Below are 26,624 nucleotides of genomic sequence, written 5' to 3'. Positions count from 1 at the left end.
TTTACCTCCTTTATACTATATTCGTATATTTCCTTTATAGTATCCTATTTGTTTGAGAATGTCTTTTCTTTTGCTTTTTCAAGGAAGCAAGTCATACCATAAGTTTGGTCTTCAGTAGCGAAACAATTAGAGAATTCTCTTACTTCTACTGCAATACCACCATCGATATCTGTTTGTAAACCTTCATTGATTGCTTTTTTAGAATAAGCAACAGCAATTGGAGCATTTTTAGCAATACCATTTGCCATTTTCATAACTGTAGGCATCAATTCTTCACTAGCTACAACACTATTTACCAAACCGATAGCATAAGCACGATCCGCTTTAATGTTACGAGCACCAAAAATCATTTCTTTTGCAATTCCTGCACCAACTAAACGAGCAAGACGTTGTGTTCCACCAAATCCTGGAGTGATACCCAAACCAACTTCAGGTTGACCGAATACAGCATTTTCACTTGCAACACGAATATCACAGCTCATTGCTAGTTCACATCCACCACCAAGTGCAAATCCATTGATTGCAGCGATAACTGGACAACGGAATGTTTCAATTTTACGCAATACTGCATTTCCAAATTCTCCGTATTCAGCAGCAGCCTTTACATCTTTGTCTTTCATTTCAGCAATATCAGCACCAGCTACGAATGATTTTTCTCCTGCACCTGTAATTACAACTGCATATACATCATTGTTTGCATTTACTTCATCTAATGCCTGATTTAATTCAGTTAATACCAAAGTACTTAATGCGTTTAAAGCTTGTGGACGGTTGATTGTGATAGTAGCAACATGTCCTTCAGTAGTTAATAAAATAGTTTCCATGTTAGTTTTCCTCTCCTTTTAAAAGCGTGAACCCACAATTTCCATGGATGGCAATTATAGATTCACGTATGTTTTGTTTAATTATTTAGAGTAGTCGTAGAATCCTACGCCAGTTTTCTGACCTAATTTCTTACCACGTACCATTTTTCTAATTAAAGTACAGCAGCGATATTTTGTGTCACCTGTTTCATTGTAAAGTACATCCATGATTGCTTCAACGATATCTAAACCAACTAAATCACCTAATGCTAAAGGTCCCATTGGATGGTTAGCACCTAGTTTCATAGCAGTATCGATGTCTTCAACAGAAGCGATTCCTTCTTGAAGAATACAAGCAGCTTCGTTGATCATAGGAATAAGGATACGGTTTACAACGAATCCTGGACCTTCAGCAACTTCTACTGGAGTTTTTCCTAAAGAGTTAGAGATTTCAATGATTGCATTTTTAGTTTCAACTGGAGTGTTGATACCAGAGATTACTTCTACTAGTTTCATACGATCTGCTGGGTTGAAGAAATGCATACCAATTACATTGTGTTTGATTCCAGTTGCAATTTCTGTAATAGAAAGAGAAGACGTGTTAGAACCAAAGATACAAGAATCTTTACAGATTTCATCCAATGCAGTGAATAATTCTTTTTTCACTTCCATTTTTTCAAGAACTGCTTCTACTACTAAATCGCAGTCAGCTAAGTCTTTGTATTCTCCAGCTTTCAAGTTTGCTTTTACAGCGTTTGCTGCATCAGCAGTCATTTTTTCTCTTGCAACTAATTTATCTAATTTACCTGCAATTTTGTCAATACCACCTTGTGCCCATTCAAGTTTGATGTCACATACTGTTACATCGTAACCGTTTGAAGCAAATGCGTTTGCAATACCTTGGCCCATTGTTCCTGCGCCGATTACACCAACTTTTTTCATGTTTAAGTTCTCCTTTATGTTATTAGAAACAAGAAGGAAAGATTCCCTTCTTGTTATAAAACCTAATTATGCTTTTTTAACAGCGATGATTTCTGCTTTTAATGCTGGAAGTACTTCTTTTACATCACCAACAAATCCCATGTTTGCAATGTTGAAGATTTCAGCTTGTGGATCACGGTTAATCGCAATGATCATATCCGCTTTTTCCATACCAGCTACGTGCTGACATGCTCCAGAAATACCACATGCGATGTAAAGGCTAGGACGTACAGTCTTACCTGTTTGACCAACCTGGATTGCTTTATCAGCAAACCCATCATCAACAACAGCACGACTTACACACATTGCCCCACCTAATTCGTTAGCAACAGCTTCTACCATATCTAAGCAGTCTTCAGCACCACGGCCAGCTCCTACTAAGATATCGCATTTTGTAATATCAATTCCTTCAACTACTTTTTCGATTACTTTCTTTAAAACAACTTTTGCATCTTTATCAGCAAATTCAGGTGTGAATTCTACTACTTCACCAGTACGTGCTTCATCTACTGGATCCATTGAGAATACATTTGGACGAATGGTTGCCATTTGTGGACGAGTATCTGGACAAATAATAGTACCAAATAAGTTACCACCGAAAGTAGGACGAGTTACTAATAATAAAGCTTCGTCTGTTTTATCAGGATCCATTGCAATCTGTGTAGCATCTGCAGTAAGACCTGCATTTAAACGAGCAGCAACACGTGGAGCTAAGTCACGACCCAATACAGTTGCTCCTGTTAAGAAACTGTCAGGCTTGAAAGTGTTAATTACTTGTGTCAATGCATCAGCATAGAACTGAGTAGAATAACCTTCTAATAATGCATCATCTACAACGATTACTTTATCAGCACCATGTTTGATGATATCGTTTGCTTTGTCTTTGATGTTGTGTCCTAAAATAACACCAGCAACCTGGAAGTTCATGTGAGGAATAGAAGCAACCAGTTTTCTAGCTTCGCTGATCAATTCATAACCAACGTTTGCAACTTCACCGTTTTTTTGTTCAACAAAAACGTAAATATCTTTGTATCCTTCAAATTTCGCCATGTTCGCTTACCTCCTATTTCGTAATTAATTGCTTTTCTTTTAAAGTTTTCGCAATTAATTTAGCTGCTTCATCAGCAGGTAATGTAAATGTTTCAGTTTCAGCTGTAACATCTTTTGTAAATGTACTGTGTACTTTTGTAGGAGATCCAGCTAAACCAACAAGGCTTGCGTCAATTCCTAAGTCTGCAAATGTCATGATTTTAACTTCTTTAGAGAAAGAGTCAACGATATCGTTACAGTTCATATAACGAGGGTTGTTCATTCCACTTAAAGTAGTTAATACACAAGGCAATTTTGCTTCTAAGATTTCTTCACAGTCTTCTAATGATTTTTTAACTGTAACAATCTTATCATTGATATCAATGATTTCATCTACATAAGTAACCTGAGGGATTCCTAAACGTTCTGCAGTCTGTGGACCTACCTGAGCAGTGTCTCCATCAATTGCCTGACGTCCAGCAATAATCAAGTCATAACCTGTTTTGTTTAATACAGCTGCAAGAGTCGAAGAAGTTGCACAAGTATCAGCACCAGCGAATGCGCGGTCTGTTACTAAGATACATTCATCTACTCCACGAGCATATAATTCTTTTAATATATCTGCTGCCATTGGAGGCCCCATAGATACGATAGTAATTGTAGCACCAGTTTTTTCTTTTAACTGTAATGCTGCTTCAACACCAGCTAAGTCATCTGGGTTGATGATACTTGGTACACCAGCACGAATAAGAGTACCTGTTACTTTGTCTACACGGATTTCAGTTGAATCCGGAACCTGTTTTACAAGAACGATAATTTTCATGATTTAACGTTTCCTTTCTCTATTATTTGTTCAACATTGCACCACTAATAACCATACGTTGTACTTCAGAAGTACCTTCGTAGATCTCAGTGATCTTAGCGTCACGCATCATACGTTCAACTGGGTAGTCACGTGTATATCCGTATCCACCTAATAACTGAACAGCTTTTGTTGTAACTTCCATTGCAACTTCAGCAGCAAATAATTTTGCTTCTGCAGCAGCGTATGTATAAGGCTGACCGTTTTCTTTTGCCATAGCGGCATTGTATACCAATAAACGAGCTGCATCTGTCTTTGTCTGCATATCTGCTAATTGGAATGCAGTATTCTGGAATTTTGCAATTGCACGTCCGAATTGTTTACGAGATTTTACATAAGCAACAGTTTCATCGATTGCTCCCTGAGCAATACCTAAAGCCTGTGCAGCGATACCAATACGTCCTCCATCAAGAGTTTGCATGGCAATCTTAAATCCTTTACCTTCTTGACCTAATAAGTGATCTTTGCTAACACGTACGTTGTTAAAGATTAACTCACAAGTTGCAGAAGCACGAATTCCTAATTTTTTCTCATGTTTACCAATTGTAAATCCTGGCATACCTTTTTCAAGGATAAATGCAGAAATACCTCTAGTACCCTGAGATTTATCAGTCATTGCAAAGATAACATAGATATCTGCTTCACCAGCATTTGTAATAAAGATTTTAGATCCATTGATAATGTAATCATCACCATCTTTAACAGCTGTAGTTTGTTGACCAGCAGCATCTGTACCTGCATTAGGTTCAGTTAAACCGAAAGCCCCTAATTTTTTACCTGTACATAAGTCTGGCATATATTTTGCTTTCTGTTCTGGAGTACCGAATGCATCGATTGGGAAAGTTCCCAATGAAGTATGTGCAGATAAAATAACACCTGTTGTACCACAAACTTTACTTAATTCTTCAACTGCAAGAATGTAGCTCAGGTAATCAGCACCTGCTCCACCAAATTCTCTTGAGAATGGAATTCCCAACATTTTGCAATCCACCATTTTAACAACGGTTTCTCTTGGGAAACGTTCTTCTTCGTCGATTTCTCCCGCGATCGGCTTTACTTCTTTTTCAGCGAACTCGGAAAATAGCTTTTTCATCATTTTTTGTTGTTCTGTTAACATGAAGTCCATAAATGTTCTCCTCTCCTATTTTTTTGAACATCGTTCCATAAAATGTATACTCTTATGGAATCTTAAGAAAACGGATAGTAATCATATTGCCTTGTATCCTTTACCATTTTATAACTGAATAACATCATAGTCAACCTTAATTGTTAATATTTTAACAAGTTCTTTTTGTTCTCTTAAATGTTAGCGTTTACATTATAAAATCATAGTTCTTGCATTGCTCCTCATGATATTTTCTTTCTCCTATCATTTCCTAGATTGTTCTTTGAAATATCATATGTTATTTCTCATTCCATCACATTTTATTCACCTTCGAAAACTACAATAGAAGTAGAAAGTATTCTTCCTAATTTCACTGTTGTTTCATAAAAGGAGTCCACTATCATGAAAAGTAAATTCACTAAAAAAGCTATCTTTATTTCATCTCTCCCCTGCCTTATTCTCTGCACAATTTTCATCGTGTCCAATATACTTCCACAACAAGAAGTATATTCCCACACAAACAAGAACTCCTCCACAAATACGGATATACAAGAAACTTTAACAGAAACTACTCTTTTAGAGCGTATAACTATCTATCTGGATGAAAACGAAATTCTCGAACATCAAATTTCCATTGCTATATATGATCCTTCTACGCAACAATCCTATCAACTGTATGCAAATGAGGATATGTTTTCAGCGAGTCTATATAAAGTTCCCCTTGCCATGTTATATTATGAATACATCGAGGAAGGTACCATATCTTTAGAAGACACCCTTTTGTATAGCGAAGATTGTTATGAAGAAGGAGGACCTATAGCTAGTACGTATGGTATTGGTTCTTATATAGGTATAGAAGAATTGCTTTACGATATGATTGTGTATTCTGATAATACTGCCGCCCACATATTGTTTGAGCATTTAGGAGGTTGGACAACCTATCGAACGCTAATCGAGAAATATAGTACCCAAACTTTTAATGCATCTTTTTATGAAGAAAATGTATTCCCTGCTTCTTATGCAACGGATGTTTTACAATATCTCTATCAACACGCCTCCACTTATACAGCCTTAATTCAACATATGAAACTCGTATATCCACAGGATTATTTAGGCAAAAAATTAGATGTACAAATCGCTCAAAAATATGGATCCTATGAAACATATGAGAATGCTATGGGAATTGTTTATGGAGAACATCCCTATCTAATTACGATTATGACAAGCCTAGGAAATGAGGCGACTCAAGTGATAGGAGAAATTAACGAAATCGCTTACAATTTCTTCCATGAAATGTAACCGAATTTTAACTTGTGAAAGTTTTCGTAAGTTATTGACAAACAAGTTTAAAACCTTTACTATTATTTATGTATTGAAACGCAAATAAAGATGCGTATTTAAAAGAAAGACAGGTAGAGAAAAATGAGAAAGACTTATGTAGTAAGTGCTAAACGTAGCGCAATCGGAAGTTTCTTGGGTTCTTTAACTACTGTTAAAGCTGCAGACCTAGGGGCTACTGTTGTAAAAGCTTTATTAGAAGATGCAAAAGTTGCACCTGAAAATGTAGACGAAGTTCTTTGTGGTAATGTATTAGGGGCAGGACTTGGACAAAACGTTGGACGTCAGGTTTCTATTCTTGCCGGAATTCCTGAAACAGTATGTGCTCACACATTAAACATGGTTTGTGGATCAGGTTTAAGAACTGTTATGGAAGGTGTAATGTCTATCCAAACTGGTTTCAACGAAATCGTTGTTGCTGGTGGTGTTGAATCTATGTCAGGAGCACCTTACTTAATTCCTGCAAACACTCGTACAGGAAACAAAATGGGTGATTTCAAATGTGTTGACCACATGATCTATGATGCATTAACAGATGCATTCAATAATATTCATATGGGTATCACTGCAGAAAATATCGCTAACAAATACGGTATTACTCGTGAAATGCAGGATGCATTAGCATACGCTTCTCAATCCAAAGCAATCGCTGCAGTAGATGGTGGACGTTTCAAAGATGAAATCGTACCAGTTGAAGTAAAATTAAGAAAAGAAACTGTAACATTTGATACAGATGAACATCCTAACCGTAAATCAACTCCAGAAAAATTAGCAGGTCTTCGTCCAGCTTTCGTTAAAGACGGTTCTGTTACTGCTGGTAATGCTTCTGGAATCAATGATGGTGCTAGCTTCGTATTATTAGCAAGCGAAGATGCAGTTAAAAAATATAATTTAACTCCATTATGCGAAATCGTTGGTATCGGTCAAGGTGGTGTTGATCCATTAACAATGGGGTTAGGTCCTACTCCAGCAATCCGTCATGCATTAAAAGATGCTGAAATGAACCTATCTGATGTTGAATTAGTAGAATTAAATGAAGCATTCGCAGCGCAAGCATTAGGTGTTGTTCATGAATTAGTTGAAGAACACGGAGTTAACCGCGATGAATTCATGTCTAAAGTAAATGTAAACGGTGGTGCCATTGCATTAGGTCACCCAGTTGGTGCTTCTGGAAACAGAATCTTCGTTTCCTTAATTCACGAAATGTTAAAACGTGACGCAAAAACAGGTCTTGCTTCTCTATGTATCGGTGGAGGACAAGGAACTGCAGTTATCGTTAAACGCTAACTATAGTATTGAAAAGAATGGCAATCGCCATTCTTTTTTAGTTAATTTTGAGTTCAATTTTATGAAGATACAGAGCTATCCAAGTAAATGGATATATAAGTAAATATGGAAGAATCAATAATAATAAATACCATACGGTTGGTAATCGATAGGATACTCCAAAAATCAACATACCAGGAAGCCAAGTACAACTAATAAGTATCCTGTATATCCATTCATTCCTTCTATACCTCATGATTTCCTCAGTATAATATATATCTGTACCCTTATACTTGAAAGTAGATTTATTTCTCCACCCCTTTAATATCAAATGTGTTTTTTCTATATTCCCCATTTGATGATCCCTCCTTATTTATAGCTTTCGTCTATGTACATCTTATATATTCATTATAACAAAAAATAATTAGTATACAATACATTTTATAACATGCTAATTGTACATAAATAAAACAAATCACAGATGATATAGTGATTTGTTTTATTTTAAATTCTATATAAATATATGTGCTATTAAATTCACGCTCATACAAAGAAGTATTCCCAATACGGTTGGTAATACAAATGCTAATATGGTCCATTTCCAACCATCTGTTTCTTTTCGTATGGTCAATAAGGTTGTGGCACAAGGAAAATGAACAAGTGAAAACAACAAGGTACATATAGCAGTTACCCAGGTCCAACCATTGGAAACAAATAAATCTTTCAATACTCCTAAATCACTAATATCCATCATGGAACCATTTGCCATATATGCCATGATGATAATAGGTACAACAATTTCATTCGCTGGAAACCCTAAGATAAACGCCATTAAGATAACACCATCTAACCCCATTAAAGAAGCAAATGGATCTAGAAAATCTGCGATATACTTCAACAATGTAATCCCATCATATTGCACATTAGCCAACAACCAAATAAACGCCCCTGCTGGGATTGCGACACTTATTGCCCTTCCCAACACAAACAAAGTACGATCAAAAATGGAACGCACAATCACTTTAGTGAATTGTGGTTTGCGATACGGAGGAAGTTCTAACGTAAAACTAGATGGAACTCCTTTTAATATGGTTTTGGATAATAGTTTAGAAATCACAAGTGTTAAGAACACCCCAAATAAAATCACACCTGTTAACAAAAGGGTTGATACTACTCCATCCCATGGTGCCACCACAATTCCTGTAAAAAACATCGTAATGATTGCTATTAGTGTGGGAAATCTTCCATTACATGGTACAAATACATTTGTTAGAATCGCGATTAAACGCTCTCTTGGGCTATCAATGATACGTGCACCACTTACTCCAACCGCATTACAACCGAATCCCATACACATGGTAAGTGCTTGTTTCCCACAAGTACTTGCCCGTTGAAAGAAGCCATCCAAGTTAAACGCAATACGAGGAAGATAACCGAAGTCTTCCAATAATGTAAACAAAGGAAAGAAAATGGCCATGGGTGGCAACATGACAGATATCACCCATCCACATGTCTTCACCACTCCATCGACTACAAACCCTTGAATAGGAATGGATACATTCATCTGGGTAAACACCATATGCAACCAATCTTCAAAGTGTCCAAACATTGTACTCAACATAGCGCTTGGAATATTTGCACCTGATATGGTAATCCAGAATATTACACACAACAATACAATCATCCATAAAAAACCAGAACGCTTACTTGTCAAAATACGATCAATTTTCAAATCACGTTCTTGATAGCGATCATTGTTGAATATAATACATTCATTACTAATATCTTTTGCTTTATTATGAATTGCACGTACAACAATTTCTTCATAATTAGAAACAATCCCCTCATTATCCAGTTGTTTCAATGAAACATCACATAGTTCTTTTACTTCTTCTGGATTTTTTATCTTCTCATAGAATGTTTTTGAATCCACATTAGGATCTAACAATTTAAGTGCTACGAAGCGTGGAGATAATTGTTCACATTCTATGATATCTTCCAATTTCTGTAGTGCGTGTTCCAATATTTCTGGATAGGTTACAATTGCTTCTTGATAGCCGACGACACTCTTCCCCACTTGTTCAATTGCATTTTTTAATTCATTGAAATCTTTTTCATTTCGAGCACTCATCTTCACTACTTCTACATGCAAAATCTCTTGAAGTCTTTTATCATCAATTGTAATATTCTTTTTTTCAGCTTCATCCATCAAATTTAAAATTACAATGACTTGGTGGCTAATTTCTAACGTCTGCAACACTAAATTTAGATTGCGTTCCAAACAAGTACTATCACAAACCACCATACAAACATCACACTTTTCAAAACAAATAAAGTTTCGTGTCACTTCCTCTTCACTAGAATGCGCTAGTAATGAATACGTCCCTGGTAAATCTACCATTTTATGACGCATGGATTTATGAGTAAAGTATCCATTTGCTAATTCTACTGTTTTCCCTGGCCAATTCCCTGTATGCTGATTCATCCCCGTCATGGCGTTAAAGACAGTGCTCTTCCCTACGTTAGGATTACCTAAAAGCGCAATTGTATAACCCGTGGATTCCTGTTTGTAACATGCATTAATTTTATCATTCTCCGCAATCAGTTTCTCAAACAGCATTCTCTTCCCCCTGTTCTATTACGTATATCCCTCTGCTTTCTTCATCACGTAATGCAATCTTACACCCCTTCATAAGATACGCTCTCATTTTCTTACTAGGACTATTTAAGACAGGCATGACTTTCACTCTATCCACAAATCCCAAATCCATCAATCTACGCTTCATAAAAGGTTCTTGTTCGATATGGTGAATCAGGACTTCTTCTTCTAATTCTACATCCAGTAGTGTTTTCATTTCTTCCCTCCTATGCCTAGTGTATCCATATGCCTACAAGTTGGTAAGCACAAATACCCATGAGAGCATAGAAAAAGCAGACAAATGCCTTGCATTCATCTGCGAGAAAAGATTATTTAACTTTTGTTATCATATCTTGATGCATCTGTTTTAAATCTTCGCGAATATGAATTTGTTGTGGACATAAGGTTTCACATTTCCCACATTGTTGGCAGTTTGCTGCTCGTTCTTGCTCTTGCATCGTATCAAAATATGCTTTATGGGTAGCTGGTTGATTTCTATATTTGGAATATTCATTCCAAAGTTTAAAGTTTTTAGGAATTTGTACACCAAATGGACAAGGCATACAATATTCACATCCCGTACAACCATTCATTGTTCTTTCCTTGATTGTTTTCGCAACTTCTTTCACTAACATCTCTTCTTCCGCATGCAACGGTTGAAATTGATCAAATGTTCGTAAATTATCTTCCACTTGCGCAAAGGTAGACATTCCACTTAAGATAACTTTTACATTTGGCTTACTTCCTACCCAACGAAGCGCCCAAGATGAAATACTTTTATCTGGTGCATAGTCCGTAAATTTACAAGCTACATCTTCAGGTAAAAAGGACAAGGAACCACCTTTGATTGGTTCCATAATGATGACTGGTACACCCATCTTTTCAGTTAACTCATATCCTTTATCTCCTGCTTGAATATCTGTATCTATATAATTGTATTGGATTTGACAGAAATCCCATGTACGATACGTTAAAATTTCTTCGAATACTTCATATTCATCATGAAAGGAAAAACCTAGATTTCGTATCTTCCCTTGCGCTTTTAATTCCTCACAATATGTAACAACACCCAATGCTTTTGCTTTTTCCCATTTTTCTTTATCCATTGCATGCAATAAATAAAAATCTACATAGTCTACATCCAATCGTTTCAATTGGTTTTCAAACATCGCTTTGGCTTCTTCTAATGTTTCAACATTCCACAATGGCATCTTAGTGGTCAAATAATAACTAGAACGCTCATACTTCTTCAAAACTCTTCCTACAAATGGTTCACTATCTCCTCCATGATATGGAAAAGCAGTATCGATATAGTTTACTCCATTTACAATCGCATGATCCAACATTCTTTCTGCTTCTACTTCATCGATCTTCCCATCTTGATCAAGTGGAAATCGCATACATCCAAACCCTAATAAAGATGGTTTGTACTTCTCATTTAACACCCTATATTCCATAATGTTATCTCTCCTTTTTTCTCTGGTTATTCTACATTTCCTGTATTTCTCTGTATGTATTATACAACGTAATCAAAAATAATGAAATCCAACAAAATAAAAAATAGCCAATACATCAGCTATTTAATATCATTTAAATCAAATGGTGTCATTTGATACACATAATTTAACCAATTACGATACAACAAATTCGCATGAGAACGCCATTTAAAGACAGGTTCTTTTTCGGGGTCATCCTCTGGAAAATAATTAAATGGAATTTGAATTGGCTTTCCTTGATTTAAATCACGGAAATATTCTTGTGATAATGTTTCTTTTCCATATTCTAAATGTCCCAAGATATATACTTCACGAAAATCTTTCGTCGCAACGATATTGGATCCTGTGACATCTGATTTTGATAAAACTTCTAGTGTATTAATCTTTGAAAGAGCATCTTCATCAATCGCTGTATGACGAGAATGTGGAGTATTATGTAGTTCATCAAATCCATTGGTTAAGAAATTGTATTCATCACATAAAATCTGTGGAAAGATACCAAACACTTTATCTTCTAACACATGTTTTTGAATTCCATAGTGATAATACAATCCAGCTTGTGCTCCCCAACAAATATGGATGGTTGAAAACACATGATGTTTACTCCATTCCATGATTTCACATAACTCTTCCCAATAATCAACATCTTCATATTCCAAGTGTTCTACAGGTGCACCCGTAATAATTAAACCATCGTAATTGTTATGTTTTAACACTTCAAAATCATCATAGAATTTTAGAAGATGGTCTGCACTTGTATTTTTTGAAACATGATTCCCTACCTTCATAAAATCAATATCTACCTGTAAAGGTGATTTTGAAATCAAACGAAGAATCTGTGTTTCTGTTTCAATCTTCTTAGGCATAAGATTCAAAATCGCAATCTTTAACGGACGAATATCCTGATGGTTTGCGACTTCTTCTTCTAATGCGAATATTTTTTCACTTTCCAGTATCTCTTTTGCTGGTAAGCCATTTGGTATATTGATTGGCACTACTCTTCACCTCTTTAACTAAATCTGTGCAAATGCTTGTTTTAAATCATCGATGATATCTTCTACGTTTTCAAGTCCAACAGAGAAACGAACCATTCCTCCATCAATACCCGCTGCCACAAGTTGTTCATCGCTTAATTGACGATGTGTTTCACTTGCTGGATGAAGAACACACGTACGAATATCTGCCACATGAACTTCATTAGACGCAAGTTTTAAATAATCCATGAATTTTGCTGCAACTGGTCTTCCACCTTTAATGATAAAAGAGATAACACCACTACAACCTTTTAAGTATTTTTGAGCGAGTGCATAATTTGCATCCGATTCTAATCCAGGATAAATGACTCTTTCCACTTTATCGCTCGCTTCTAAATATTTCGCCACAACCATTGCATTTTCACAATACTGTTTCATACGTACATGTAATGTTTCTAGTCCTAAGTTTAATAAGAACGCTGAGTGAGCTGCTGGATACACCCCAAAATCTCTCATCAATTGCATTCTCGCTTTGATGATATATGCCATATTTCCATATGATTGTGTATAAGAAATTCCATGATATGATTCATCTGGTTCACAAAGAGATGGGAAGTTTCCATTTGTCCAATCAAATTTCCCACTATCTACAATAACACCACCAACTTGAACAGCATGACCATCCATGTATTTACTTGTAGAATGAATCACAATATCCGCTCCAAATTCAAATGGATTACATAAGATTGGAGTCGCAAATGTATTATCCATAATCAATGGAACCTTCATATCATGCGCAATCTTCGCAAATCGTTCAATATCAAACACAGTCAGTGCTGGATTTGCGATGGTTTCTCCGAACACCAATTTTGTAGAAGGTTTGAAAGCCGCTTTAATTTCTTCATCGCTAGAAGCAGCGTCTACGTAAATACATTCAATTCCTAATTTCTTTAACGTAAATGAAAATAAATTGATTGTTCCCCCATAAATTTGAGGAGTACTAACAATACTATCTCCTGCTTCACAAATATTCAAAATAGACAACAAAGTCGCAGCTTGTCCAGATGTTGTACACATCGCACCAACGCCACCTTCTAAAGCCGCAATTTTTTCTTCTACTGCCATAACTGTAGGATTTCCAAACCTTGAATAACACAATCCTTTTGTTGGATCATCAAAGATTGCTGCTACTTCAGCAGCACTATCATATACATACGTTGTACTTTGTACAATCGGCAATACTCTAGGTTCTCCATTTTTTGGTTCATAACCCGCATGCAGACACTTTGTTTCAATTTTCATATCTATTCCTCCAAATTTCTTATGGTTATTTTACACTTTTTTCCTCATGAACGCAATTGCACACATGCATTTCTTCTAAAACTTTCATAATTTGTTCACTTCGTTCTTGAGAAAGGATTGGACTTTGTAAATATCCTTGTTGTATACAATCCACAGCATGTTCAATTTCTCCCGTAAAATCACTTTCCATAGAAACTTCAATACGTGTATCTTTCCCGTCTTTTCTGAGGATTGCACTTGTTGATTTCCAAAAATTATCTGTTATGATAACACCCTCATCTCCATATAGATATCCTTGATTGATCATATCTACTCCCCAACTACTTCTAACGTATGCCATCACACCATTCTCATACCCCAACATTGCTTGCGTAAGTATATCGATACCTGCATAAGCACTATTTTGTTTCATCACTTCTACATGCGCTAAAGAAGCATTCGCAAAAAGATTGGCATAACAAATCGGATACACACCTACATCGTAAAAACTTCCACCATCTTCTTTTCGAAACAACCAGCTATCTTTTGGGTATTCTTTTACATCCATTTTGGTACAATACCCTGCTTCAATATAGCGTAATTTTCCAATCACACCTTCTTCTACCATCTTTTTTAATTTCTGATTCAATGGTGTAAACAACGTTTTTTCGGCTTCCATCAAGAAACATCCTTGTTGTTTGGCATATGAAAAACACTCTTGTAATTGTTCTTGATTACTTACAAAAGGTTTTTCACATAATACATGTTTACGATATTTTAAACACAACATAATATGTTCTTTATGTAATACATTTGGAGTACATATATATACGAGTTCTACATTATCATCAGATAAAAGTTCTTCGTAACTCCCATAAGCAACATTTGCCCCAAAGTTCTCTTTAAATTCATTTGCATTCTCTAAATTTCTACTTGCGACAGCATACAGTTCAGCATTATGCGCATACTGTACTCCTTTTGCTACACGTTTGGCTATTTTTCCTAGCCCTATAATTCCTATTTTCATATGATCACCTAGTATAAGTTTATGTCTTTTTAAAAAGAATTACAATATTTATTTCCAATACGCATAATTTCATTGAATAATACATATTTATCCTATATCATTACATTATAGAAAGAAGGTAACCTTATGAAATATGAAATCGTTGGGGGACAACTCCCTGTTGTTGTCTGTAAATTAGACAAGAACGAAAAGATGTTTACAGAATCTGGTGGTATGTGTTGGATGGATGATGGTTTTGATATGGATAGTAATACTCGTGGAGGTCTGATGAAAGGTATCGGACGTGCATTTAGTGGAGAATCTATTTTCATGACTACGTATACAAGTCCTCGTGATCAAGCAGAAATTGCTTTTGGTTCTAGTTTTCCGGGAAAGATTGTAGCCCTAAATCTTGCAGAAGGAGAATCAAAAATAGTTCAGAAATCCGCATTCCTTGCTGCAGAAGATACCATTCAATTGACTACATTCTTTAGAAAACGTTTAGGTGCAGGAATCTTCGGTGGAGAAGGATTTATCTTGCAAAAAATCCAAGGACCTGGAACTGTCTTCTTAGAAATCGATGGAGATGTTGTGGAAAAAGAATTAGCACCTGGAGAATTGATTAAAGTGGATCAAGGATATGTTGCCATCTTCGAAGAGTCTGTACAATTTGAAATCACAACCGTAAAAGGATTAAAGAACAAATTCCTAAGTGGAGAAGGTTTCTTCTTAGCTACCTTACAAGGACCAGGAAAAGTTTGGTTACAAACGATGCCTTTCACTGTACTTGCGGATAGAATCATTAATGTAATCCCGCATAAATAATACTCTCAAAAAAGTTTCGTTCACAAAGCGAAACTTTTTTATACTTTTTTTACGAAAAGTATTGAAATTATAATCAATTTATTGTATATTATTAAGGCAATAGAAATGCGGGTGTAGTTCAATGGTAGAACTTCAGCCTTCCAAGCTGACTACGTGAGTTCGATTCTCATCACCCGCTCCATGTAAACAATAAAGCCGACACAATGTGTTCGGTTTTTTTTACTTTTCCATTGAAAAAGCTAGATACTATATATCATACCTAGCTTCCTACTTTATATACTTATTCAATTCTATGAAATTTTCTTCGACATTCTTTCTGCATTATTTGCATACAATACAGCAGTATCTTTCGAGATGATTCCTTTCTGATACAAATCAAACAAGCTTTCATCCATCGATTGCATCCCTTGTTCTTTACCAGCAACAATAGAGTTATCAATTTGATGAATCTTACCCTCTCGAATTTGAGTACGAATTGCTGGAGTCGCAATCATAATTTCAAATACTGGAACAATTCCCCCATCGATCGTTGGAACCAACTGTTCACTCACAACCGCATGAAGTGTCATAGAAAGTTGAACACGTATTTGTTGTTGTTGGGAAGGTGGAAATACATCAATCATACGATCCACAGTATTCGCTGCACCTACGGTATGAAGTGTTGAAAGAATAAGATGACCTGTTTCAGCCGCTGTAACAGATACATTGATCGTTTCAAGGTCTCGCATCTCTCCTACCAGTATTACCTCTGGTGCTTCACGCAAAGCACTGCGTAAGGCGTTTAAATAGTCTTGCGTATCATGATACACTTCTCGTTGTGATACAATGCTTTGTTTATGACTATGTAAGAACTCAATAGGGTCTTCGATCGTTATGATATGAACATTTCTATTCTGATTGATTTTATCAATGATACAAGCAAGCGTCGTAGACTTCCCACTACCTGCTGGACCACTTACTAGAATTAAACCTTTCTTAACAGAAGATAAATTTGTAATAATTTCTGGAACACCAAGTTTTACAGGATCTGGTAAATCAAATGTCACAACACGTAATACAGCTGCTTGAGAATTACGTTGCATATATACATTACAACGAAATCTTCCAACATCAGGAATAGAAAATGAAAAATCATCATCCTTTTTCTGAATAAAATCTTCATATCGATTTTGTACAACATAACCATAAATTTCTTTGATTAAAGATGCTGTTGTTTCTGGTTTTAATTTATCTTCACCCACAGAAATGATGGTACCATTTACTTTAAATGCATATGGATGACCTGCTACCAAGAAGATATCGGAAGCGTTCATTTGAATCGCTTGATGTAGCATTTCTTCTATACTGATCATGTCGTTTGTCCTCCTGTCGAAATAAGTTTCCAACTATTTGAAATCACTTCATTCCCTACTTGTTCAAGTACCACTTGTAAAGATTGTTGTGCGTTTACTTTAATATGTATACTTATGGTTTGATTTAGTAGTTCGTATTGAACATCTTCACTTTGAAATTGTTCTTGTACATCAAGACGTGCTAACGTCTTATCTAACGAACCATCTTCTTTCACATACGTATTTAATACTTCATACAAAATACTAGCTTTTGTATCTGCCTTCCTATAAGCTTCTTCATAAACAGCTTCTCGTTTCGCTATATCATAATTCTGCTTGGCCTGATTGTATGCCAATACAGATAAAATCATCATACATAATACCACGAATATCATAAGAATAGAAGATGCGCCTAGTCCTATCTGAACGTTTCTTTTTGTCTTTTTCATTCTTGTTCCCCCTTATCTAGAAGGAATGATAATTCTGTTTTTACATCCCCTTGAGCCAAAGACATAATACAATGTTCTTTGTTTTCAAGCCCATTTATCTCACTTCTTTTTATAGTAACTTTATACTTGTTTTCTTGTTCCGTTGGATTCCCTTTAGCATCCAAGTAAAAACTATCTTTTTCTAAATACTTTGCTATATCTTGTTCCTCTTGATTCGCAATCAAGTTTTTTCCATAGAACATTGCATTTCGAAGACCAATTGCTTGTTCATTCTTTTCTTTCGCACTTACAATAACAAACACACTAATCGCACTAGCAATTGTAAAAAAGAACAATACGAAGATAAGTTCCATCAAAAAAGATATGGTTTTACTGGAATGTTGTCCATTCATATGTCGTCCTCCTAATCACAATGTAATGCAATTGTTAATGTCTGTTCTTGCTGATGTTTGTCACGCATAGAAAGAATCATCTTCTTTTCATTTTTTACTACTTTAAATTCACGAATATCAAACAATGAAGTTCCAGTCGTAAAATCTGGTTCTACATCATCCAAGATGCGAAGTTCTTTTAATTTATGATCATCCTCATAAATATATAAGATACTCTTTGATGCTGCTTCTTTAATTTGAATCCCTTGAATACGACCGCTTTCAAATACCTCAATTGCATCTCGTTCATCACTTACTCTCAATTGAGTTTGAACATAAGCAAGTGGAGTATGAATACTCTCTACTTTTTTACCACTTTCAATGATCTGATGATACCCATTCGTTTGCAATAACAACACAAGAAATGAACAAATCACAAAGACCATGAATAATGATAAGGAAAACAACAAATCAATCGAATGTCGTTGCCTCATACTCATTCACCTCTTCCTTTTGGATATACGTCCATCTCAGGCATAATGTTGGATGCGATATACTTATAACGAATCATATAATTATCTTCTTGAATAAATAATCCATAATGTTCCTTCAAATATGCAATATCTTTAGGATAAGCACCTTCGATACTGTAGCATTCTCTTGCGGCTTTTTGAATAGCCTCTTCTGCACGTTTGCCGTCTTCCTTTGACATTCCTCTATCTGCAGTTTGAAACCCATACAAGAAAATTACAATAAGAAGAAGAAATATCATACCTTGTATTATATATGTTTTTTTCATATCAACCCAAAGATGTCATAATACTCATCAAAGGCAACATTACAGAAAGCAATATTACCCCAACAATCAAAGACAGGAAGACTACGATAACTGGTTCGATGGTATTTAAGAAAGAACTAATACTATGATCCACATCTTTCTCATAAAGTAACGATATCTTTTTCATTACGTCATCACTTTTGCCACTATGAAATCCAGTAATGATCATATTCGCATAAGCACCATCATACAAATGAACTTTTTGAATCATTGCTTCAAAGGATTCTCCTTCTTTCATCCCTTGCATACATGCTATAATTTTTTCTTTTGTAAGTTCTTCATCAACAATACCAGGTAAATAGGATAAAGAATCTTCGATATCAAATCCTCCAGAAATAAACAAGGAGAATGCATACGTCATACGTGCCATGGATATATTATGAAACAAACGTTTTGTTAGAAAGAATTTAGAAAGGAATATTGCGCCATTTCCTTCTCCCTTACGCATACGTACAACTACATATAATACAAGCAACAATAACACAGTTAATATTACAAAACTTACAATCGCAAATCCAGAACCAAATTGCATCATCATAGTAGCACTTTCTGGTAAAGGTGAACCCATATTCTCTAAAACATTCGTAAATATCGGTAGTACCTTCCACATTATAATACCAACCACAACCCACATCATGAGCAATAATACAAATGGATAAAACAACGCTTCACGTAATTGTTTTGACAAATCGTAAGCACGTTCATAGTAAGCAGAGAGTTCTTGCATAACATTATCTAAATGTCCACTAACTTCTCCAATTTTGACCATTTGTTTCATATAGTCATCAAAGCATTCATGATCTTTTATAGCTTGATAAAAGGATCCTTGTGCGACCACTTCTTCATGAATTTGTTTACAAGCCTCTTTCATAAGTTTATTATCACTATCATCCATGATGATTTCCAATCCTTCTTGAACACTAAGTCCAGAAGATAAAATCATGCTCATTTGCATACAAAACTCAAAGGCTTCTTCATTATTAAATTTTTTCATAGCTCTTCTCCTCACTAATAGTAGTATTTATCTTCATATCCGTCTTCATAATCTGCTCTACTAGCCGCAAACGTCGGATCCATTCTTGACCATTTCTTCGAATTCAATAATACATCCGCGCTAACCCATCCCTTTTCAGGAAGGTAAACCTCCACCCATGCATGGTATTCAATGGATGTATTTCCAGTCACAAGTCGCGTGGGGATTTGTTGAGAACGTAACATAGCTGTTAATAAAGCAGCATAATCGAAACAAATCCCTTTCTTTGTATCCAGTGTCTCATCAACCACTGGTAATACATAAATATCATCTACTTGATCTGCTTTCTCATCATCGTATGCAATTGTATCAACAACATAATTATATAATGTCGCAATTCTTTGTAATACCGTTGTATCCTTCTTTGTTAACTCAAATGCTTTATGTATTGCTTTACTATCCGTCTTATAATCTACAATCTGATTTGGGTATAGAAACGGAATTTGTTCATTTTCTAACGATACATCTATGTACTGCGTAAACAACACAGAATACATATCCCCTGTTGTATTCAATAAAATCCGAACAAGATATGTACCACTTCCTGATGCAAAAGGAAATGTTTCATTTTTACCTACAACCATTAAATCATATGGGCTATTTCCCGCATCATCCTTAGTAATGGAAAGTTTCACTTTCTTACCCGGATCTCTTTGCAAGGTAGCGCATAGGTAACCTTGATTCACATTGCTAACATCGATGTTAACAATACCCTGACTATCTCCCATCACTTGACCACCAGATGCTTGCGGTAATTTCAGTTCCTCAAGCGTTGGACTTGGAGATTCTTCATATTCACTTGGGTATGTTTTGGAATCGCCACATCCACACATCACAATTACCAATATGAGCAAGAGCGATACTATTCTACTATATCGTTTCCTCATAACACTGCTCTCCTTATCACGTATCAAACATCTTTCGATTCTTCTCATTCTTAGAAAAAAACGCTTATTTCTATTTATCTATAATTATACCATTCTTCTATATATTTTTTCACAAAGTTTTCATTTTCGAAAAAAAACAACGATACTATCGTCGTTTTCTATGGTTCAATAACAGTAGGTGTTCTGCCAATCCCTACAACCTCGTTCACAATCCTTGTCCATGTAGCACATCCTGCAATTCCATCTCCACCTAATCCATTGTTTCTTTGATATGCGATTAATGCATTTCTAGTATTGTTTCCAAAGACCCCATCTAAGGTATATGTGGAATACCCCAATGCATTCAATGCATCTTGCAAAACAAGTACATACACCCCGCGACTTCCAAGTCGCACCGTTGGATATCCTGCACTACATGCAGGTGTTCCATAACGCTTATCAAAATGCACCCATGTAGGTGTCATACTAATAGGTTCCACATAAGACCAAACACCTAAATTTCTTGCAGTGTTATAAATCTTATTTCTCTCTGCTTGAGAAAGAGCTTGCCCTACATCAAAGGACACCCCAGCATAATGTTGCGATTGCCTACCATGACCTCCTTCCCAAATTCGCTTGAACGCATAACGAACTGGGATTGGTGCGCCATATGCTCGTCTTGTTGCGTTCCATGACTCCATTGCCGCATTGGTTGTCCATAGTACGCTAGAGCGAGAAGATCCACGAAACTCCCCAACTGTTAATGAGCGATCATAGGAATAAGGCATAGGATCACTTTCATTTAACTGGAAGCTCTGTAATGCCTGTGTATAAACATCATAAACGATGACTTTTGCCATGTACACTCTCCTTTCGTTTCATACTATGAAACATAGGACAAATGGTATGGGGCTTTTATCTCGTAGGCTAATGCAAATATCCAGCAAACTAAGTCACTGTGTACACAAAAAGACGAAGCAAAATGTTTTATAAAACCATCAAACAAACATACTCTATATAATACAGATTCATTCAAACATAAAAAAACTAAACATAAATGTCTAGTCTTTAAAGAGTTGCTACTGCGTTTAAAATTGCATCATAGTTTGGTTCATTCGCAATTTCCGCAAGATATTCAACATGACGAATCACATTGTTTTCATCCACAACGAATACCGCTCTAGTTAGTAATCCTAACTCTTCTACTAATGTTCCAGTCGCTTTCGCAAATTCACGATATTTATAATCGCTTGTTGTAATAACTTGTTCATTTTCCTTCGCCTGGCACCAACGCTCTAACGCAAACGGTAAATCCATAGACACGCTATAACACAACACATCACTATAAGCTTTCATATATTCCATAAACTTCGCAACTTCCATGCTACATACGCCTGTATCTAAAGAAGGTACACTCAAATAAATACGTTTTCCTTCTTCGCAACGAAGTTCACTTAAATCATTTTTCACTAATGGAAAACACGGCATTACATCATTCACTTGCAATTGTTTGCCTACTAATGTAACTGGATTTCCTTTAAATGTAATATTCATAAATAAAACCTCTCTTTCTATCTGTATCCTACCACATATGTTAGTTTAAGAAAACTTATATGCTCACACTATAAATATATGTGTCATAGAGAGGTTTTATTAGCTTAATTTTATTAACGTTTTACAGATTGTGCCATTTTAAAATATGTATGTCGTTTTCCACGTATCGCAATGGACATCGCCATAATATTCTCTGGCATCGCGATACCACCCCATCCAGCATCTCCAATATGCTGAATATCAATACCAGCACGTTTACTAGATAACGCAAACTCACGAATTGTTTCTGGATCACTTGTTTCTTGAGAAGTCCCAATTGCACTCATACTCAAAGCTCCTGCTTTACGTATACGCTCACACGCTTCATAAATTTCACGTTCTTGTAGCCCTGGTACAGTTCCACATGCAGGCATCAAGATAACATCTGCACCAGCCTTTATAAAAGCATCCATACTTTCCAAATCAATAACAGGCTCATCCACACCAGCCGCATGCATCTTCCCCGCAATAATCAATCCATGAAAGTATTGTTTTGCACATTTGATTGCTTCTGCGATTTTCACATTGCTAACACCAGTGCCAGGATTACCCGTCAAACATATAAAATTAAATCCTAATCTTTCAGCTTCCTTAAACGTTTCCGCACATGCAGTTCTACCTTTTGCTATTTCTATACGGGATTCCATCATGTTCGCATCCATATCAACAGGTTCTAAATTCACTCCAATTGGACGCCCAGATAATTCACGTAACATACGAATTGGATCATCACTTTCAGGAATTCCATAAATGGTTGGATGAAGTACATCACATCCATTCAACAATACCATATCAGAACCAAAGGATGCCGCTAGTTCCGCATTGGAAATTGAACCTAACATCGGTTGAACTGTAGATACGGTTTCAGTTAATACTGTTCTTCCCTCGCTTGCCATAATCGCTGCTTTTAACTCTGCGCCATTCATAGATAATATTTCACTAGAACTACAACTTAATAAACGTTTCATCATATCCTCTTTTCCGCAAATTTGCCTTTTCTATACTGTACCACAAGAATGAAAAAGAATTTTATAGATAGATTTCCTTGTACTTAGGCAAAAAATAGAAGCATTCTTACACGCTTCTATTTGCTTCTATCGCTTGTATACCCGTGATTAACGCAATTGAATAAATGGTATCTTCATGAGTTAAGCGTGTCAATATATTCACAGGCTTTTTTAACCCTTGTAAAATTGGTCCAAACATTTTAAATCCACCCAACTCTACCGCAATTTTATATGTGATATTTCCTGCATCTATATTTGGAAAAATCATTGTGTTCATATGTCCTGCTAAGGTAGAATCTTTCGCTTTAATACTTGCGACAGTTGGTGAAATCGCAGTATCCGCTTGAATCTCTCCATCCACTTCAAAATCCAACGGCATACGTTTCAAATGTGTGACTGCCTCACGCACTTTATCTACACTGACTCCACTTCCTGACCCAAAAGAGGAATAAGAAAGTAATCCAACTTTGGGTTCAATTCCAAATTGTCTTGCAGTTCGAGCACACTGTAATGTGATTTCAACAAGTTCATCCACATTTGGATTTACATTCAATGTACAATCTCCCATAATATAAACAATCTCTCCTCGTTCCAACAAAACACAACTGGATACAATTCTTTCTTGTGATGCTGTTTTAATGAGTTGTAAAGCTGGACGCATCGTCTGTGCAGTCGTTGCTTTCACACCTCCAACAAGTCCATCGATATAACCCGCTTGAAGATACATTGTCGAAAAGTAATTCAAGTCCTGAAGTTTTTCCATGCACTCTTCTCTACTCCAACGTCCACGTTGAATGGTAATCATTTCATCCACCATCTCTGCTTTGTTAGGGAAATTTGTAACGTCCGCAATTTCAACCCCACTGATATCTACATCGATCTCCTTAGCACTTTTTAAAATTTCTTTCTTATCACCAATCAAAACAGGTATAATACCCCCTCCGTTTTCATGGCGAACTGCCGCTTTAATAACCTCTGGATGTGCACCTTCTGCAAACCCAATACGAGGATGCTTATGTAATAGCTGTTGTTTGATATCCATATTTGCCACCACCAATTTTCTAACTCTATTCTAACGCAAATCACAAGAAAATGCTACGAAAATGATTGCGTCTTCATTTAGTTGCATTTCTTATAAATTCAAATGAATTTAAAAAAAATACGATTGCTTATTTTACTATTATGTTTGCTCGCTTATTAAATATACTAAACATAAAAAAAACTAAATCCCTTTTCTAGGAACCTAGTTTAAAATGTCGACTCTTGTTATCATTTTAGCTTTTTTATTCAGTTACCTGCATATTGTTATTTTCATTTATATGAAATTTTAACTGTGTAGTTTCATAAGTACCATCATTATAATCGACACGTACGTCTAATACGGATTTATTGATAGTTTTCACTATTTCTTTGTTAATAGCTTCATAATCTCCAAGATTTCTTGTTGAATCTAGTAATTTCTTATCAACTTGCAATTGAAATGAAAAGCCATACAATCCTTGAACCGTTCCTTGGTCTTCATTATCGATCGTAATTTGATTACCAACAGAACCAGATGATACTCCTGGACTATCCGTCCCCGTTAGCGGAAACCACCATATATTAGCATTACTATCACTATTGGTTACTTGATAATGAAGATTTTTCTTTTCGGTTGACATAAATCCTCCATTACCATTATTAAGACGTATCGCTGACATTGGGTCACTAAAATCTTTATACGCTTCATTAATTTTATAAAATTCTGCATTCTCTATGGTATAGGTTACTGATTTTACAGTATCTCCTTTAAAGTATACAGTTAACGGTGCATCAAATACCTGTGTTGTGATTTCACCAGTTTCGCAATTCGATGCGAATTGTCCAGGTGTGGCCAATTCTGTATTTAATATCTCAAGTGTACTTTTTTCAACTTTATAGAATTCATCATTGGCTTGAATAGTGAAACTATTCTTCGTACCAAATACGTTGTTGCCTATAAGGAATGGTACAGATACAAATGCTAGCGCAAACAATGGTGCTAATAAATAACGTGGTTTAAAAGAGAATCTTCTTTCTTTCTTCTCTTCATGATGTAGTACACTATGTAAAATATCTTCTTTATAATCATCTCTTAAATCAATTTCATTAAATCGTTCCTGATAAGTTTTTTTCATAAGTCCTCCTCAATTTCTGATTTCAGTTTTTCCTTTGCTCTTTTCAAACGCATTTTAACTGCAGATTCACTAATTTCTAATAACTCCGCAATCTCTTTGATCGAATACCTCTCATAATAGAATAAGTGAATTACATTTCGATGAGTGAAAGGTAGGCTTTGAATGGTATAAAGAAACGTTAAATCGTTAACTTTGTCAGCAAAAAGCATTCCTTCATCTAATGTAACATTCTTTTGCCAAAAACTCCTTTGATGGCTTTTACACTCATTGATTGCGACTCGTATCAACCATCTTTTTTCATGTTCTTTATCTTGAAAAGCAGGGGCACGATAGCATAATTTCAGGAATGTATTCTGCAATACATCTTTTACATCTTCTCCATTTTTTAAATGGAGTAAACAAATCTTATGAAGCGTGTTGTTATATTCTTTATACTTTTCTTCAAATTGTTGTGACATCACTTATCCTCCTTTCACCCTATATACGTTTACACAAACAAAAAAGTCACTTATTAAAAAAAGATTTTCAAACGAATTGAAAATCTTACTTAACATCTATGAAGAGATACGAATGAACTTTCTATCTTTTTTCATAAGCTTTATAATTATCAGTATGTAATAATTTGTTTGCTTTTTCTATCATTTCTTTTGTAGGAGGTTGGATTCCTTTTAAAGCATATGGAATGTTAAGTTCTTCCCATTTGTAAGAACCTAAGGTATGATATGGCAATACTTCTAATCGCTCTACATTGCTTAGTGTCTTTATAAAAGCAGATAATCTTTGTAATGAATCTTCATCATCATTGATGCTAGGTACAAGTACATGACGTATCCAAATTGGTTTTTTGATAGAATCAAGATAACTCGCAAATTCTAATATATTTTCATTTTTTTGTGATGTTAAAGCACGATGCTTTTCTGCATCGATATGTTTGAGGTCTAACAAAACTAAATCTGTATACTTCATCAATTCTTCAAGTTTGAAGAAAAACGATTCTTCCCTTGTAAAAGGTTGTCCACAAGTATCAAGTGTTGTGTGTATCCCTTTTTCTTTTGCTTTTTTAAAAATCTCTGTTATAAAATCAATCTGTAAAAGAGGTTCTCCACCACTTATGGTGATTCCTCCATCTTTCTTCCAATAACTCTTATAGCGCAATGCTTTCGCAAGAACTTCATCACTTGTATAATTCAATTCTTTCATTTGCCAAGTATCCACATTATGACAATACTGACAACGCATCTTACATCCATTTAAAAAGATTACAAAACGGACTCCAGGTCCATCTACAGAACCAAATGTTTCAAATGAATGTACACTTCCCATAATCGACATAAAGTTGCCTCCTTTTTTAAGAAAGGTCCATCTCCTTTACAGAA

29 protein-coding genes and 1 tRNA gene are annotated in these 26,624 nt (G+C 35.5%); 4 read left to right on the top strand and 26 right to left on the bottom strand.

What is annotated here, in order from left to right:
- Positions 1 to 44: 44 nt before the first annotated feature.
- From ACWG0P_RS10565 to ACWG0P_RS10545, 5 genes are all read right to left on the bottom strand, one after another.
- Positions 45 to 824 carry an enoyl-CoA hydratase-related protein gene (locus ACWG0P_RS10565; protein ID WP_455791469.1) on the bottom strand — a complete coding sequence of 260 codons (780 nt, stop codon included), beginning with the start codon at positions 822 to 824 and terminating at the stop codon, positions 45 to 47.
- A gap of 81 nt (positions 825 to 905) precedes the next feature.
- Positions 906 to 1,745, bottom strand: a complete 840-nt coding sequence (locus ACWG0P_RS10560) for a 3-hydroxyacyl-CoA dehydrogenase family protein (protein ID WP_455791470.1) — start codon at positions 1,743 to 1,745, stop codon at positions 906 to 908.
- Positions 1,746 to 1,811: 66 nt separating this feature from the next.
- Positions 1,812 to 2,834 (bottom strand): electron transfer flavoprotein subunit alpha/FixB family protein, encoded by a 1,023-nt coding sequence (locus ACWG0P_RS10555; protein ID WP_455801689.1) that lies wholly within the window; start codon positions 2,832 to 2,834, stop codon positions 1,812 to 1,814.
- A 13-nt stretch (positions 2,835 to 2,847) separates the two neighbouring features.
- Positions 2,848 to 3,636 (bottom strand): electron transfer flavoprotein subunit beta/FixA family protein, encoded by a 789-nt coding sequence (locus tag ACWG0P_RS10550; RefSeq protein ID WP_455801688.1) that lies wholly within the window; start codon positions 3,634 to 3,636, stop codon positions 2,848 to 2,850.
- A gap of 22 nt (positions 3,637 to 3,658) precedes the next feature.
- Complete coding sequence (locus tag ACWG0P_RS10545; protein ID WP_455791475.1) at positions 3,659 to 4,801, bottom strand: acyl-CoA dehydrogenase; 1,143 nt, start codon at positions 4,799 to 4,801, stop codon at positions 3,659 to 3,661.
- Positions 4,802 to 5,182: 381 nt separating this feature from the next.
- Between ACWG0P_RS10545 and ACWG0P_RS10540 the strand changes: the two genes are divergently transcribed.
- Positions 5,183 to 6,079, top strand: coding sequence for a serine hydrolase (locus ACWG0P_RS10540; RefSeq protein ID WP_455801687.1), 897 nt, complete (start codon positions 5,183 to 5,185; stop codon positions 6,077 to 6,079).
- A 123-nt stretch (positions 6,080 to 6,202) separates the two neighbouring features.
- Entirely contained in the window at positions 6,203 to 7,405 is a 1,203-nt protein-coding gene (locus ACWG0P_RS10535) for an acetyl-CoA C-acetyltransferase (RefSeq protein ID WP_455801686.1), read from the top strand.
- A gap of 37 nt (positions 7,406 to 7,442) precedes the next feature.
- Here the strand turns inward: ACWG0P_RS10535 and ACWG0P_RS10530 are convergent, their stop codons facing one another.
- The 7 genes from ACWG0P_RS10530 to ACWG0P_RS10500 form a co-directional block, all read right to left on the bottom strand.
- Positions 7,443 to 7,739, bottom strand: a complete 297-nt coding sequence (locus ACWG0P_RS10530) for a hypothetical protein (protein ID WP_455801685.1) — start codon at positions 7,737 to 7,739, stop codon at positions 7,443 to 7,445.
- A 156-nt stretch (positions 7,740 to 7,895) separates the two neighbouring features.
- Complete coding sequence (feoB, locus tag ACWG0P_RS10525) at positions 7,896 to 10,004, bottom strand: ferrous iron transport protein B (protein WP_455801684.1); 2,109 nt, start codon at positions 10,002 to 10,004, stop codon at positions 7,896 to 7,898.
- Positions 9,994 to 10,239 (bottom strand): FeoA family protein, encoded by a 246-nt coding sequence (locus ACWG0P_RS10520; RefSeq protein WP_455801683.1) that lies wholly within the window; start codon positions 10,237 to 10,239, stop codon positions 9,994 to 9,996. Before ACWG0P_RS10520 ends, feoB begins: the two co-directional genes overlap by 11 nt.
- 112 nt (positions 10,240 to 10,351) lie before the next feature.
- Complete coding sequence (locus tag ACWG0P_RS10515; protein ID WP_455801682.1) at positions 10,352 to 11,479, bottom strand: aldo/keto reductase; 1,128 nt, start codon at positions 11,477 to 11,479, stop codon at positions 10,352 to 10,354.
- A 119-nt stretch (positions 11,480 to 11,598) separates the two neighbouring features.
- On the bottom strand, positions 11,599 to 12,513 hold the full coding sequence (gene metA, locus ACWG0P_RS10510) for a homoserine O-acetyltransferase MetA (protein WP_455791482.1): 915 nt from the start codon (positions 12,511 to 12,513) through the stop codon (positions 11,599 to 11,601).
- A gap of 18 nt (positions 12,514 to 12,531) precedes the next feature.
- The gene (locus ACWG0P_RS10505; protein ID WP_455791483.1) at positions 12,532 to 13,794 is read right to left on the bottom strand and encodes an O-acetylhomoserine aminocarboxypropyltransferase/cysteine synthase family protein; all 1,263 of its coding nucleotides are present in this window, start codon (positions 13,792 to 13,794) and stop codon (positions 12,532 to 12,534) included.
- A 25-nt stretch (positions 13,795 to 13,819) separates the two neighbouring features.
- Positions 13,820 to 14,800, bottom strand: a complete 981-nt coding sequence (locus tag ACWG0P_RS10500) for a Gfo/Idh/MocA family protein (RefSeq protein ID WP_455801681.1) — start codon at positions 14,798 to 14,800, stop codon at positions 13,820 to 13,822.
- 126 nt (positions 14,801 to 14,926) lie between these two features.
- On the opposite strand from ACWG0P_RS10500, the gene ACWG0P_RS10495 reads away from it, so the two are divergent.
- Positions 14,927 to 15,604 carry a TIGR00266 family protein gene (locus ACWG0P_RS10495; RefSeq protein ID WP_455801680.1) on the top strand — a complete coding sequence of 226 codons (678 nt, stop codon included), beginning with the start codon at positions 14,927 to 14,929 and terminating at the stop codon, positions 15,602 to 15,604.
- Between the two features lie 107 nt (positions 15,605 to 15,711).
- Positions 15,712 to 15,785, top strand: a tRNA-Gly gene (locus ACWG0P_RS10490).
- A gap of 109 nt (positions 15,786 to 15,894) precedes the next feature.
- Here the strand turns inward: ACWG0P_RS10490 and ACWG0P_RS10485 are convergent.
- The 14 genes from ACWG0P_RS10485 to pflA form a co-directional block, all read right to left on the bottom strand.
- Entirely contained in the window at positions 15,895 to 16,956 is a 1,062-nt protein-coding gene (locus ACWG0P_RS10485) for a type IV pilus twitching motility protein PilT (protein ID WP_455801679.1), read from the bottom strand.
- The gene (locus ACWG0P_RS10480; protein ID WP_455801678.1) at positions 16,953 to 17,384 is read right to left on the bottom strand and encodes a hypothetical protein; all 432 of its coding nucleotides are present in this window, start codon (positions 17,382 to 17,384) and stop codon (positions 16,953 to 16,955) included. The genes ACWG0P_RS10485 and ACWG0P_RS10480 overlap by 4 nt, the downstream gene beginning before the upstream one ends.
- Positions 17,381 to 17,776 carry a hypothetical protein gene (locus ACWG0P_RS10475; RefSeq protein WP_455801677.1) on the bottom strand — a complete coding sequence of 132 codons (396 nt, stop codon included), beginning with the start codon at positions 17,774 to 17,776 and terminating at the stop codon, positions 17,381 to 17,383. Before ACWG0P_RS10475 ends, ACWG0P_RS10480 begins: the two co-directional genes overlap by 4 nt.
- 11 nt (positions 17,777 to 17,787) lie before the next feature.
- The gene (locus tag ACWG0P_RS10470) at positions 17,788 to 18,249 is read right to left on the bottom strand and encodes a DUF4860 domain-containing protein (RefSeq protein WP_455801676.1); all 462 of its coding nucleotides are present in this window, start codon (positions 18,247 to 18,249) and stop codon (positions 17,788 to 17,790) included.
- Between the two features lie 2 nt (positions 18,250 to 18,251).
- On the bottom strand, positions 18,252 to 18,554 hold the full coding sequence (locus ACWG0P_RS10465; protein WP_455801675.1) for a hypothetical protein: 303 nt from the start codon (positions 18,552 to 18,554) through the stop codon (positions 18,252 to 18,254).
- A 1-nt stretch (position 18,555) separates the two neighbouring features.
- A complete protein-coding gene (locus ACWG0P_RS10460; protein ID WP_455801674.1) occupies positions 18,556 to 19,587 on the bottom strand; it encodes a type II secretion system F family protein in 1,032 nt (343 codons plus the stop codon).
- A 14-nt stretch (positions 19,588 to 19,601) separates the two neighbouring features.
- Positions 19,602 to 20,513 (bottom strand): transglutaminase-like domain-containing protein, encoded by a 912-nt coding sequence (locus ACWG0P_RS10455; protein WP_455801673.1) that lies wholly within the window; start codon positions 20,511 to 20,513, stop codon positions 19,602 to 19,604.
- Between the two features lie 158 nt (positions 20,514 to 20,671).
- Complete coding sequence (locus tag ACWG0P_RS10450; RefSeq protein ID WP_455801672.1) at positions 20,672 to 21,352, bottom strand: peptidoglycan-binding domain-containing protein; 681 nt, start codon at positions 21,350 to 21,352, stop codon at positions 20,672 to 20,674.
- Between the two features lie 208 nt (positions 21,353 to 21,560).
- The gene (tpx, locus tag ACWG0P_RS10445; RefSeq protein ID WP_455791506.1) at positions 21,561 to 22,046 is read right to left on the bottom strand and encodes a thiol peroxidase; all 486 of its coding nucleotides are present in this window, start codon (positions 22,044 to 22,046) and stop codon (positions 21,561 to 21,563) included.
- Between the two features lie 113 nt (positions 22,047 to 22,159).
- The gene (locus tag ACWG0P_RS10440; protein WP_455801671.1) at positions 22,160 to 23,053 is read right to left on the bottom strand and encodes a DUF7916 family protein; all 894 of its coding nucleotides are present in this window, start codon (positions 23,051 to 23,053) and stop codon (positions 22,160 to 22,162) included.
- Positions 23,054 to 23,159: 106 nt separating this feature from the next.
- Positions 23,160 to 24,134 (bottom strand): phosphotransacetylase, encoded by a 975-nt coding sequence (locus ACWG0P_RS10435; protein ID WP_455801670.1) that lies wholly within the window; start codon positions 24,132 to 24,134, stop codon positions 23,160 to 23,162.
- A 241-nt stretch (positions 24,135 to 24,375) separates the two neighbouring features.
- Complete coding sequence (locus ACWG0P_RS10430; RefSeq protein WP_455801669.1) at positions 24,376 to 25,248, bottom strand: hypothetical protein; 873 nt, start codon at positions 25,246 to 25,248, stop codon at positions 24,376 to 24,378.
- Positions 25,245 to 25,706, bottom strand: a complete 462-nt coding sequence (locus ACWG0P_RS10425) for an RNA polymerase sigma factor (protein ID WP_455801668.1) — start codon at positions 25,704 to 25,706, stop codon at positions 25,245 to 25,247. The genes ACWG0P_RS10430 and ACWG0P_RS10425 overlap by 4 nt, the downstream gene beginning before the upstream one ends.
- Before the next feature lie 121 nt (positions 25,707 to 25,827).
- Positions 25,828 to 26,580, bottom strand: a complete 753-nt coding sequence (gene pflA / locus ACWG0P_RS10420; protein ID WP_455801667.1) for a pyruvate formate-lyase-activating protein — start codon at positions 26,578 to 26,580, stop codon at positions 25,828 to 25,830.
- Positions 26,581 to 26,624 lie beyond the last annotated feature (44 nt).

The organism is Amedibacillus sp. YH-ame6, from assembly GCF_053848845.1.
The sequence above is the reverse complement of the archived record's forward strand: the minus strand, read 5'-3'. Positions and strand labels throughout refer to the sequence as shown.

What these genes read in the sequence shown, in the direction of transcription:
- ACWG0P_RS10565 (WP_455791469.1), bottom strand. Translation starts at nt 824, where the DNA reads ATGGAAACTATTTTATTAACTACTGAAGGACATGTTGCTACTATCACA.
- ACWG0P_RS10560 (WP_455791470.1), bottom strand. Translation starts at nt 1,745, where the DNA reads ATGAAAAAAGTTGGTGTAATCGGCGCAGGAACAATGGGCCAAGGTATT.
- ACWG0P_RS10555 (WP_455801689.1), bottom strand. Translation starts at nt 2,834, where the DNA reads ATGGCGAAATTTGAAGGATACAAAGATATTTACGTTTTTGTTGAACAA.
- ACWG0P_RS10550 (WP_455801688.1), bottom strand. Translation starts at nt 3,636, where the DNA reads ATGAAAATTATCGTTCTTGTAAAACAGGTTCCGGATTCAACTGAAATC.
- ACWG0P_RS10545 (WP_455791475.1), bottom strand. Translation starts at nt 4,801, where the DNA reads ATGGACTTCATGTTAACAGAACAACAAAAAATGATGAAAAAGCTATTT.
- ACWG0P_RS10540 (WP_455801687.1), top strand. Translation starts at nt 5,183, where the DNA reads ATGAAAAGTAAATTCACTAAAAAAGCTATCTTTATTTCATCTCTCCCC.
- ACWG0P_RS10535 (WP_455801686.1), top strand. Translation starts at nt 6,203, where the DNA reads ATGAGAAAGACTTATGTAGTAAGTGCTAAACGTAGCGCAATCGGAAGT.
- ACWG0P_RS10530 (WP_455801685.1), bottom strand. Translation starts at nt 7,739, where the DNA reads ATGGGGAATATAGAAAAAACACATTTGATATTAAAGGGGTGGAGAAAT.
- feoB (WP_455801684.1), bottom strand. Translation starts at nt 10,004, where the DNA reads ATGCTGTTTGAGAAACTGATTGCGGAGAATGATAAAATTAATGCATGT.
- ACWG0P_RS10520 (WP_455801683.1), bottom strand. Translation starts at nt 10,239, where the DNA reads ATGAAAACACTACTGGATGTAGAATTAGAAGAAGAAGTCCTGATTCAC.
- ACWG0P_RS10515 (WP_455801682.1), bottom strand. Translation starts at nt 11,479, where the DNA reads ATGGAATATAGGGTGTTAAATGAGAAGTACAAACCATCTTTATTAGGG.
- ACWG0P_RS10505 (WP_455791483.1), bottom strand. Translation starts at nt 13,794, where the DNA reads ATGAAAATTGAAACAAAGTGTCTGCATGCGGGTTATGAACCAAAAAAT.
- ACWG0P_RS10500 (WP_455801681.1), bottom strand. Translation starts at nt 14,800, where the DNA reads ATGAAAATAGGAATTATAGGGCTAGGAAAAATAGCCAAACGTGTAGCA.
- ACWG0P_RS10495 (WP_455801680.1), top strand. Translation starts at nt 14,927, where the DNA reads ATGAAATATGAAATCGTTGGGGGACAACTCCCTGTTGTTGTCTGTAAA.
- ACWG0P_RS10485 (WP_455801679.1), bottom strand. Translation starts at nt 16,956, where the DNA reads ATGATCAGTATAGAAGAAATGCTACATCAAGCGATTCAAATGAACGCT.
- ACWG0P_RS10480 (WP_455801678.1), bottom strand. Translation starts at nt 17,384, where the DNA reads ATGAAAAAGACAAAAAGAAACGTTCAGATAGGACTAGGCGCATCTTCT.
- ACWG0P_RS10475 (WP_455801677.1), bottom strand. Translation starts at nt 17,776, where the DNA reads ATGAATGGACAACATTCCAGTAAAACCATATCTTTTTTGATGGAACTT.
- ACWG0P_RS10470 (WP_455801676.1), bottom strand. Translation starts at nt 18,249, where the DNA reads ATGAGGCAACGACATTCGATTGATTTGTTGTTTTCCTTATCATTATTC.
- ACWG0P_RS10465 (WP_455801675.1), bottom strand. Translation starts at nt 18,554, where the DNA reads ATGAAAAAAACATATATAATACAAGGTATGATATTTCTTCTTCTTATT.
- ACWG0P_RS10460 (WP_455801674.1), bottom strand. Translation starts at nt 19,587, where the DNA reads ATGAAAAAATTTAATAATGAAGAAGCCTTTGAGTTTTGTATGCAAATG.
- ACWG0P_RS10455 (WP_455801673.1), bottom strand. Translation starts at nt 20,513, where the DNA reads ATGAGGAAACGATATAGTAGAATAGTATCGCTCTTGCTCATATTGGTA.
- ACWG0P_RS10450 (WP_455801672.1), bottom strand. Translation starts at nt 21,352, where the DNA reads ATGGCAAAAGTCATCGTTTATGATGTTTATACACAGGCATTACAGAGC.
- tpx (WP_455791506.1), bottom strand. Translation starts at nt 22,046, where the DNA reads ATGAATATTACATTTAAAGGAAATCCAGTTACATTAGTAGGCAAACAA.
- ACWG0P_RS10440 (WP_455801671.1), bottom strand. Translation starts at nt 23,053, where the DNA reads ATGAAACGTTTATTAAGTTGTAGTTCTAGTGAAATATTATCTATGAAT.
- ACWG0P_RS10435 (WP_455801670.1), bottom strand. Translation starts at nt 24,134, where the DNA reads ATGGATATCAAACAACAGCTATTACATAAGCATCCTCGTATTGGGTTT.
- ACWG0P_RS10430 (WP_455801669.1), bottom strand. Translation starts at nt 25,248, where the DNA reads ATGAAAAAAACTTATCAGGAACGATTTAATGAAATTGATTTAAGAGAT.
- ACWG0P_RS10425 (WP_455801668.1), bottom strand. Translation starts at nt 25,706, where the DNA reads ATGTCACAACAATTTGAAGAAAAGTATAAAGAATATAACAACACGCTT.
- pflA (WP_455801667.1), bottom strand. Translation starts at nt 26,580, where the DNA reads ATGTCGATTATGGGAAGTGTACATTCATTTGAAACATTTGGTTCTGTA.